This is a genomic window from Mesorhizobium sp. M7A.F.Ca.CA.003.01.2.1 (assembly GCF_003998945.1).
Classification (GTDB): Bacteria; Pseudomonadota; Alphaproteobacteria; order Rhizobiales; family Rhizobiaceae; genus Mesorhizobium; species Mesorhizobium ciceri.
The window spans coordinates 1-8,668 of record NZ_RZRA01000112.1 but is presented as its reverse complement, the minus strand read 5'-3'; the positions used below and the strand labels follow the sequence as shown (position 1 = coordinate 8,668).

The following is an 8,668-nucleotide window of genomic DNA, read 5'->3' as shown; positions in this document are numbered from 1 at the left end:
CTTCCAGGACCTGTTCAAGAAGGAGCAGTAACGGATTTATCGTGCGCCGACAGAGTGGCAGGCGTTCGATGCCGGCCACATCGTCGGCAAAGAGCCAAGCGCGCGAAGTGACATGCTTGAAAGCTTACATCTGCCTGGGATCCTTCGGCCGACATGTGCCTGCCACCCAGGAATCGTAGTTGCAATAGCTGATGTCCCAGCCGGCATCGCGTCTTTTGAAAGTTGCCTCACGACCGCCCGCGCGGATGGGTCCGAAGCCACCCCAACTGCCATCCGAGCCTTTGTAATTTCCCATGACGCGATAATTGCAGTTGTTCACGACGACGTTGCCGTCCATCGACACGCATGCCGATGCAACAGTGGCAAGGCTGAAGAAAGCTGCGATGGCGAGAGAGGCTTTGCGCATCGTGGTCTCCTAACTGGGTTCGGCGAACCAACCGTTACGAGATCGTGGGCCGGGCCTCTTCCCCATTTGGGCTAAACCGGCTGGTAAATTCACGGCGGCATGGCTGCGCTTGCGGACAGAAGCGATGTGCGGAGATGCCGAATGGGCCTGCCCATCGCCGAAGCTTTACGGCCTCCGCGAAGGCCAGAGTGTCCCGGCTCGAGCGGCTCTATCGCCGCCTCTCTACCAGATCCGCAAGATTTGCCGGAGGTTAACGGTAGACAATGAGCGGCCGCAACTGTGTCTCTTTCCGGCCATTTTCTTCAGTCCTGGTTCGGCCCAAAGGCCATATGTCAGGGGGATCACTTTTCAGGGGCAGGCCAGTTCCGCTCGACGGGCAGTGAGAGGCGGAATGTCGACCCGTTGACGTCGCTGGCGGCCAGTATGAGACCGCCGCCATGCTGCCGGGCGATCTCGCGTGAAATGTAGAGCCCTAAACCGGAGCCGTTTACCAGTTGGCCCGCGGCGCGATAGTACCTCATGAATATGAACTCGTGGTCGTCGGGCGCTACGCCAGAGCCCTGATCCGCCACGTGTACAAACGCCACGCCCTGCTCAGTCGACAGCCGGATCGTCACAGAGCTGGTCACCGATGAGTATTTCAGGGCGTTCTGGATCAGATTTTGTATCACAATCTCCAGCAGGTTGCGGTCACCTTTCACAATCACTTCATCGCCGTGAGTGAAGCTAACACGTCCGGCCGCAGCATCATCCAATCCCGCTTCGGCGGCGCGCAAAACCTCATTCAGGTCGAACATCTTGATCCTGGGAAGAGTTTCGTGCCCGCCATTGAGCCGGTCGAAGGCTAGGACGTTTTCAATCAGCGATGACATCCTTTTGACGGTCTGGCGGATCCTTGTGGTGCGCAACTTGATATTGTCGGCGCTTTCACCTGCAGAAGATGACAGATTGTCGGCGGCGGCAGAGATGACGGCCAACGGGCCGCGAAACTCATGAGATACCAAGGCCACAAAGTCCCGCTGCTGAGCCAGAGCATCGTTGGCGGTGTCCAGAGCCTGCCTGAGCTTGAGTTCAAGCAGGTGACGTCGATCCACTTCCACCATGAGCGAGGTGTTTCTTTCCCCAAGCTCAGCGGTCCTTTCGCGCACCTTGATAGTCAGCTCCTGCTCGGCCAAGCGCGACACTGCGATGACGCGGTCCTTTTCCTCGCTCAAGCTGCGCTCGGCAAGCCGCGTTCTCTTCGCGACGGCCGCGCTGAGCAACGCCAGGTGAATCACGGTCCCGCCGGCCAAGAATCTGGACAAAGAGCCATCCAGTTGGAACGGGTTGGCCCCAGTATACATCATCTGCATCACCAGCATGACAGAGATTACGCTCAAAAATGCAATCGCCGACAGCAGATATTGATACCGTCGCCGCACAATGAGCAGATAGAGCACCAGCAGCGAAATGAAGATGAGAGACAGCTGCTGCAGTCGCGATACGAAAAACCCGACGTCGCCGTAGCGTCCCACAATCGCAAAAGCCAAGGCGATGCCATTGAGCAGTACAACGCCCTGGGAGATGCGCCACGCCCAGATCAATTGGCGGTGAAAATCAAACAGTCTAGATAAAAATAATATCAGCACTATACTGTATAAGCAAACGATAATACCCCAAATGAGGTGTATGGTTTTCGGCTCTAGAGACCTCAGAATTTCGGATGCGTATCCCATGTGGAAGAGACTTATTAGCCCAGACTCTATGATAAACAAGACACACAAACAATATAGACAATGCGGCGAATAAATGAAATCGAATGGTATCAGATTGCTGCATGGGGTCCGTAGATGATCGGAGAAGGCTACAAGCATGGCGTTATCGTGATCTCCCCCCTTGTTTATCTTGTCGATGACGACAGGGATTTCCGCGAGGAGATGGTCTTCGGACTATCCAGATTGGGCCTGAACGTACATGGATTCCACAATGCTGCCGCCCTCTACCGAGCCTGTGCCGCCAAGCCGGCTGAAATCGTCATTCTCGACATTGGCCTGGAGGGCGAAGACGGCCTTTCCATAGCTACCCATTTGCGGGCCTTACAATCGGTCGGGATCGTCATGGCGACGGCCCGGAGTTCCATCGACGACCGGCTCAATGGTCTTGAAGCGGGCGCTGACGCTTACCTCGTCAAACCCATTGATGTTCGGGAGCTTGCTGCCACGGTGATGGCGGTCAATGAACGTCTCAACAGGCGCCGCGCCCCTTCGTCGTCTCCGGCCCCACGATGGGCCCTCGAGGAAGGCGGCTGGGTGCTTACCGACGGCATGGGCCATCGCCTTCGCTTGACCACCTCGGAACGGCACTTTTTGGAACGCTTGTTCAGTGAGCGTGGCAAGACCGTCGATCGCCGCGCGCTCGTCGAAGCCATGGGCGCAGACATCTATGACTTCAACTATGCCCACCTGGACACCATCGTGAGCCGGCTGCGTCGAAGAGCCAAGAAATCCGACATGCTTCTCCCCTTGCACGCAATTCGCGGGTCAGGCTTCGCCTTCCCCGATTAGAATGATCGTGCCGACCCTGTCCAGAGAGAAGATTGCCGATCTCATCAATTTGGAAGATGACAGGGAAGGAATTCGAGAAGCATCCTCAAGCGACTGACAGTAAGTGTAAGGATATGACAGTTACTGCGATTGTGAATAATCGCGAGATTAATTACTTCAAGGAAAGGGTTGGATAAATCCGCATTCGTTAGATGGCTCGCATTCTATGCATAATCGAATAGGAATGTATCGTGCGCATGGCGAGGTAGATAACGAGGGCGGCGGTGCGCAGAAGGGGTGCGGGATGCGGCAGCATAAGAGAATTTTATTTGCCAGTTGTTCTATTCTAACGTTCGCATCCATCTATGTCGCGATTACCCCCGCGCTAGCCGGGGCGCCAAGCAACGAACAACTCTATCAGATGATTTTGGACCTGCAGCGAAATCAGAAGCAGATGGCGCGCAAACTTGAGGCCGCCTACGCCGAGACTGCTCAGGTTAAAGAAGAACTGGCCACCCTCAGGGGTTCGGTGGCCCAGAGTCGCGAGATGGCTGCGCTATCCTCGGTTGAGAGGCGCATGTACCTGTCAAATCCGCAATCCGACACTCGTGCCGTTGCCGCGCCCAATGTGCGTGTCGGATTCGGCGCGGGAACCAACGGTAACGACCCGTATGCCTTTACCGACGGTTCCGTGGCGCTCCCGCTCGGTGAAAAATACGGCTTCCAGGTCGATGCGATTGGTGGCGTGACGCCAAACAGTAACTTCACAGGTGCCGCCGCGCATCTGTTCCGCCGTGATCCGAAAGTTGGGGCGCTGGGTCTGTATGGAAGCTACCTTCACGGCGGAGGTGGTTACGATGATGGTGGAGTTCTTGAAAACGGTTATGTCGAAGGCAAGCTCGGCGTTGAAGGCCAGTACTATCTGGGCCGGGTCACGCTTGAGGGACTTGCCGGTATAGAATGGAATTCACTTGAAGAGGACGTCAGCCCGTTCGCCGAAGGCAGGGTCGGGTACTATCCTACGGATAACTTCAAGGTTAATGGCGGCCTGCGTCATCGCGACGCCTTTGGTGGTAGAACGCAACTTGTTGGCGGCGCCGAGTACCTGACCGAGTTCGGAAGCGGGATAGCGACTTCTATCTACAGTGATTTCAGCTTCGATCTGACGAACAGCGACGTCTCCTCAAGCGGCGATTTTTCTGCGATGGCCGGTTTGAGATTCCACTTCGGCACCAATGGCGATCGAAGCGCCCCGAAGACAGTCTTCTGCAAGGATCCGGACCAGAATTTCGAGTGCGCGGTCACGGATGGTCAGAACGATTATTATGCCGACAAGCCAGGTCGTTCCTTGATTCAGCGTGATCGTGGCGACTTCCTTCCATCGCACATCGTAAAAGACGTTGGCAACTTGCCGACGCCTTCCACCAATGTTTGGGGACAGCCGGGGGCGCCTGGCGCACCCGGCGAGGCTGGTACGCCTGGAGTGCCCGGCGCGTCTGGACCTCCCGGCGCGCCCGGCGCGGAGGGACCTGGCGGACCTGCTGGGCCTGTCGGACTGCCCGGATCGGACGGGACACCTGGAGCGCCCGGCGATACCGGCGCGTCTGGACCTCCCGGCGCGCCCGGTGCGGAGGGACCTAGCGGACCTGCCGGACCTGCGGGACCGGAGGGACCTGCCGGACCGGTGGGGCCGGTGGGACCGGAGGGACCTACCGGACCGGCAGGCCCATAGTGCCTCCTTCTATCCTGGTCATGCCGCTACGGTTGGCGACGTGATCAGCAACTTAGAATCGAATCGTTTGAGGATAGCGGAGAGTATGACCGGCCCTCGTCTTGACTGCATGATCCAGGCTCCGAACCCGCCTGAGCTTGTCGCCGCGGAGGGGACGCGAGACTGGATGGATGCGACCGACCAGCATTTCGCCTACCGCTGCACGCCGCTTTCAATCGCCAATGCCAGCGGATGGGAATTGTTGAACCCCATAAATGTGACTGTTACTTGGAACGGATACAACACTACAAAAGACATCGCCTTCCATGTAAACGAACCGAACGTCACGCACCGATTCATCAGCTCGACCTTCGGGCACGGCATAGTAACCTTTCATCCGGGTTACGTGTTTCGCACCGAGCCGGGCTGGATGGTGTGGGCTCGCGGCTCTCCCAACCGGATGAAGGACGGAATCGCGCCGCTGGACGGCTTGGTGGAAACCAACTGGCTGCCGTTCAGTTTCACCATGAATTGGCGCTTCACCCGCCCTGGGTCTGTCACTTTTGCCAAGGGCGAGCCATTCTGTTTCATCACCATGATGCCAAGTGTCGCTATCGAGCAGGTGCAGCCGGTCATTCGTCCGATGGAGGACGATCCTGAGTTCCATAAAGAACATAAGGTTTGGAATAGCGAACGTCGACGGTTTTCGGCCGGCCTGCAGATGAACGACGAGCTTACCAAGGAGATGAAGTGGCAGAAGCACTATCTGCAGGGTGTTTCGCCGACGGGGAAATCGGTCGCGGATGACACTCACCGAGTAAAGCGAACTCTAAAGCGGCCGATCCACATCGACCAGTTGCGGGCCCAGGAAAAAGGTTCGCCAGTAGATGAAGCTAGCCAAGAGTAAGCGGCCTGTGCGCATTCCTCCAGTTGGATCGCTAGCATTTGGCCGTTCGATTAACGGGTCGGTTTCGAGCAGAGACGAAAGACCGGAATGCATCCGCCAGTTCGTGCGGTCGGGCTTTGTATTGGCGCTGGCGGCGCTCCTTGTCGGTTGCCTGGCGGATGGAAAAGGTAGCCCGAATACGGCTACAGAGTTAGTTCGCGTGAAAGCCGCTTACGCGAGGGAGCCGCATGAGGTCTTCATCGTCGATCGCAGCAAGTTTGACCAACGCTTTCTGCCTGTCGATGTGACGCCCCCGGAACGCTTGCCTGCCGGTACGGTGTTGATCGATACACGGCAGAGGTTCCTCTATCTATACCGCCTCAATGGGATGGCGCGGCGCTATGGTGTCGCCGTCGGGGCTAGCGGTTACAGTTGGTCGGGCATTGCCAGCGTAGGGCGTAAGGCGGAGTGGCCCGCATGGCATCCGACTGACGACATGCGTAACCAGTCGCCCGACCTGCCGCGCATGATCAGGCCCGGCACGCACAATCCGCTCGGCGCGCGAGCTCTCTATCTGTACAAGAACGGCGTGGATACGCTTTATCGTATCCACGGCACCTCAGAGCCCTGGACCATAGGAACTGAAGCGTCCTCAGGGTGCATTCGCATGCTCAACGAGGATGTGATCGAACTCTACAGTCTGGTGCCGAAGGGAGCAAAGGTCATCGTGAAGTGAAGCGAATTGAACAGGCACAGGCCAACGCTTGCTGTCGGATGCCGTTGGACAATACCCACGCCGGTGGCACAGGTGACGGCAGATTTCTGCTTCTATCCATATGGCGTCATAGAGGGAGAATTTAAGACATAGGCGTCGCTGCTCGTATCGATATCACTCGCGAATAAGGTTTTGGATACCTTAACCGTCATCTCTGTCCGTCATAATCGACGTTTAGGTATTCTTTTTTACACCTTTTGCGTGTATTGAAATAAAAAAATTCAATGGACGCGTCTATATGTCAGTTCTCGTCAGTGACGGCATGCCATTCGTCTTCCCGTTCGCCGTCGGCATCAGTCAGGGCGCGAACGTCCGAAGGACAAATCCAGGCTGATGGGTTGGCAATTGAACGGACCGAGTGAAAGGACCTATGATGAGGCGCTCTCTATTCATGCTGGTTTCCGCCGCGCTATTGAGTACCGCCGTTGCGGGTCCAGCGGCAGCGCAGACCGCCGCTGAAACAAACCAGACCCTTGACGCGCTGTTCGGCAGTCACACAACCTATCAGCAGTTCTTCGACAAGCTGCAGAAGGCTGTCAGTGCCGGCGACAAGCAGACCGTCGCGTCGATGATCGATTATCCCTTCCGCGCCCGGATCGGCGGCAAGGCGATCAAGATAAACGACGCCGCGCATTTCGTGACGGATTACGACAAGATCGTTACCGCCAAGGTCAAACAGACCGTCCTCAAGCAGACCTACCCGACGCTGTTCGCCAATTGGCAAGGCATCTCAATCGGTGATGGCGAGGTCTGGTTCTCCGGCGTCGGAGACGGCAACACCATCAAGATCACCGCGATCAACGACTGACACCTGGCGGAAGAAATTCCATTTCGATGACACCGACGCAACCGGTCGTTGACCACTCCGGAGGGGTTCACATGCTACGTTACATGTTCATTGCTTTGCTCGCGCTCGGCTCATCGTGGATGATCTCTGATGCCCGCGCACAATCGACCGTCGAATGCCAATCGAGGCACTATCAGTATGGCGAATGCTGGGCGGGCCCGCTGAGCAAGCCGCAACTCATTCATCAGACTTCTGGAAGTCCTTGTATTTTGAACCGGACCTGGGGCTACAATCCACGCAGCAAATATATTTGGGTCGCGCAAGGTTGCTCCGGAATTTTCGCCGATGTCGGCGGCTACCACCATGGACGTGGCGACAGCTTTGATCCCAATGCCCGCATGTATGACCATCGCGGTCATGACGTCGGCGCAGTGGTTGGCGGAGCTATTCTCGGCGCTCTGATCGAGGGGATGGCGGACGATCATCACAATCGACGGCACACGACGAGTAACTACCGCCCCGATAGCAGCTACAATGGTTGTCATGGCATGGGATGCAAGGTCGACAATCCTGACCAGGCAATCGATACCCGACCGCAATTTGACAGGCAGGGAGAGCCAAACTTTGATGTGCATGGCAACTACCAAGGATGCCATGGTGCAGGCTGCCTTGTCGACAATCCTGACGCGGAGTGAATTGAAGGACGAAGGAAGCCGGTCACGATTGTCAAAGCGGGGCTCTTAAATCTTTCCCGCAGCATCAATCTTGATCTTCATCCTGGCATCACCACGGCAGACTTCGTTCACCTGCTTCTTGGTTTCTCCTCGAAGCGGTGGAGGCAGCCGAACATGTTCTCTATCTCCTCCTGCATCGTGGCGGCGGCTGAGACGATAAGATCGAGGTTCTTATGATGTCGATCCATAGGGGCTTGTGCGGAAGCCTCTTTGTACCAAGAAATGCACCAAAAGAGAGCTGATATTCGGAAAAATCGTTGCGAATCAGGCCGTTATGGGAAATCGATGGCGGAGAGGGAGGGATTCCCTTTCACCTCTATGATACTGAAAATACTAGTCTTTTCGCGCTTTTTGTTACACAGTTTGTTACACAGCTACAACTACGATTTATAACCGCTCTAAGCTCGCAGCTTTTGGGCTCGCCTGCCCAATCCATCCGATCTGTCGAAACCGATGGCTTGTAGGACACTCCCGCGTGTGTACGTTGGGGCTTGGGTCAGAAGGTGACCCACAGCAAAGACGGGAGCGCCGCAGCGCAAAAGATCTCATCGGTCAAGGAACAGATAGTGAAGTAGCCTGTGACAATCGGCGCCAGCATCACCTCCAAAGCCGACCAGGAAAAACCCGCAAAAAACGTCGCCCTCAGATACCCCGTCGGCAATGAATATGGGACCGAAGTTGCGCGGCAGATCGGGCGTTAGATGCCTTCATGACATCTGAACCTGAGCAGGCTCCTACGCCGCGAGCCGGCACATTTCCGAACGGAGTTTCGTCCGGCTGCGCAAAAAGGTGCCCTGTCGAGACTTACTTGTTGGCCAAATGGCTTAGCAGGGACGAACTCGTGAAG

The 8,668-nt window shown here is 56.5% G+C and carries 8 protein-coding genes; 6 read left to right on the top strand and 2 right to left on the bottom strand.

Translation table 11 applies throughout. The annotated features are described in order from the left end of the window. Positions 1-124: 124 nt before the first annotated feature. Together EN969_RS07305 and EN969_RS07300 are read right to left on the bottom strand one after the other, a co-directional pair. Positions 125-406, bottom strand: a complete 282-nt coding sequence (locus EN969_RS07305) for a hypothetical protein (protein ID WP_063169442.1) — start codon at positions 404-406, stop codon at positions 125-127. Between the two features lie 341 nt (positions 407-747). Next, entirely contained in the window at positions 748-1,989 is a 1,242-nt protein-coding gene (locus tag EN969_RS07300; protein WP_244514241.1) for a HAMP domain-containing sensor histidine kinase, read from the bottom strand. A gap of 246 nt (positions 1,990-2,235) precedes the next feature. Here EN969_RS07300 and EN969_RS07295 point away from each other — a divergent pair, with 246 nt between their 5' ends. The 6 genes from EN969_RS07295 to EN969_RS07270 all read left to right on the top strand — a co-directional run bounded on the left by EN969_RS07295 (position 2,236) and on the right by EN969_RS07270 (position 7,782). After that, positions 2,236-2,949 (top strand): response regulator transcription factor, encoded by a 714-nt coding sequence (locus EN969_RS07295; RefSeq protein ID WP_063169440.1) that lies wholly within the window; start codon positions 2,236-2,238, stop codon positions 2,947-2,949. Positions 2,950-3,154: 205 nt separating this feature from the next. Next, positions 3,155-4,660: a collagen-like protein gene (locus EN969_RS35895; RefSeq protein WP_245441344.1), complete on the top strand. Its 1,506-nt coding sequence runs from the start codon at positions 3,155-3,157 to the stop codon at positions 4,658-4,660. Positions 4,661-4,745: 85 nt separating this feature from the next. Then, positions 4,746-5,546 (top strand): DUF6065 family protein, encoded by an 801-nt coding sequence (locus EN969_RS07285; RefSeq protein ID WP_063170393.1) that lies wholly within the window; start codon positions 4,746-4,748, stop codon positions 5,544-5,546. Continuing rightward, positions 5,527-6,261, top strand: a complete 735-nt coding sequence (locus EN969_RS07280; RefSeq protein ID WP_082826592.1) for a L,D-transpeptidase — start codon at positions 5,527-5,529, stop codon at positions 6,259-6,261. The genes EN969_RS07285 and EN969_RS07280 overlap by 20 nt, the downstream gene beginning before the upstream one ends. A gap of 430 nt (positions 6,262-6,691) precedes the next feature. Then, entirely contained in the window at positions 6,692-7,108 is a 417-nt protein-coding gene (locus tag EN969_RS07275) for a hypothetical protein (protein ID WP_244514240.1), read from the top strand. 71 nt (positions 7,109-7,179) lie between these two features. Beyond that, the gene (locus EN969_RS07270) at positions 7,180-7,782 is read left to right on the top strand and encodes a DUF3011 domain-containing protein (protein ID WP_013529061.1); all 603 of its coding nucleotides are present in this window, start codon (positions 7,180-7,182) and stop codon (positions 7,780-7,782) included. The last annotated feature ends 886 nt before the right edge of the window (positions 7,783-8,668 follow it).